This window comes from Actinomycetota bacterium (genome assembly GCA_030682655.1).
Classification (GTDB): Bacteria; Actinomycetota; Coriobacteriia; order Anaerosomatales; family JAUXNU01; genus JAUXNU01.
Genome location: JAUXNU010000180.1, coordinates 1 through 1,058, shown reverse-complemented (window position 1 = coordinate 1,058; position 1,058 = coordinate 1). Strand labels below are relative to the sequence as shown.

Here is a 1,058-nt window from a genome sequence, read left to right as displayed (position 1 = left end):
GTTGCCGTAATAGAATCCGCTGCCGTCGGTATCTTCGGCGTGCAGATAGTGCGAGGTGTTGGCCGTAACGAGAGTTATGTTGAATACCGTCGAGCCGTTTATCAAGGGTTGATAAATCGGATCCCACGAATATTGCGGCAGACCCTCGGCGGTGTCGTCGTTCGAGTCTCCCGGAGTGCGAAGTGTCACGCCGGGCTGTACCGACGGGAGTATGTTGTTGTATCTGTCCGTCCCCAGGACTCTGACGGGGAACCACGTTCCCGCCTGCTGCGTCGCAGGCGAACCGGATTTACCGACGGAGGAGCCGGGCAGATGAGTCTGGCCGGGCGGGAGTATCAGGAGCCTGGCCTGAGGCGGTATGTCGGCGGCGGGCTCCACGTTTACCGACGAGCGCGAGACATAGTATCCGTCGGCCGTTACCTGAACGGTCGTTCTGTCGTTGAGAACGCCTTGATAGAGTGTGGCTTTCCTCATGCTGAACGCGAACGAATATTTTCCGCCTTCAAGAGGCATCGCCGGAGGCACGCTTCCGTATATATCGGTATGCGCGACGGCGACAAGAGGATTGTTGACCGAGTTGATGTTCCAGTACTTGTCGCAGGCCGCCACAGTGGCGTAGTAGGTGGTGCCGGCCAGCCACGACGACGGAACGCCTGACGCGCCGCCCGGATACCAGCCCTCGCCCGTCGGAGCGTAGGGAGGACGTCCCGGCGCGTGAGTCTGCCCGGGCATAAGCAGCAACAGGTAGACTGCGTCGGGCGCGGCGCTGACCGGCACGACGGAATTGCCGCTGATAAGCGGTGTGGGCGGAGCCGGCGACGTAACATCGGCGACGGTGATGGTGGTATTGCGGTTGGCCGTGTTAAGCGCTCCGGCGTTGCCGGTGATGAGCGTCGTCGCAAAGACGGTTACGCCGTCTTGTAACACGAGGTCGGCGATTGCGGGCGCGTAAGTGTCGTTGGATGTGAGGCGCACCGTCGCCGACGAATAAGACGGGTTCCACTTGGAGTCCGTCGCCTGCACGGTAACAAGGAAAGCCTCGCCCGCCGTCCGCGCCG

Annotated in this window: 1 protein-coding gene; it reads right to left on the bottom strand. The window is 61.7% G+C overall.

Features of this window, described 5'->3' with window-relative positions; translation table 11 throughout:
• On the bottom strand, positions 1 to 1,058 hold a 1,058-nt coding region (locus Q8K99_11900), incomplete at both ends, for a hypothetical protein (GenBank protein MDP2183257.1).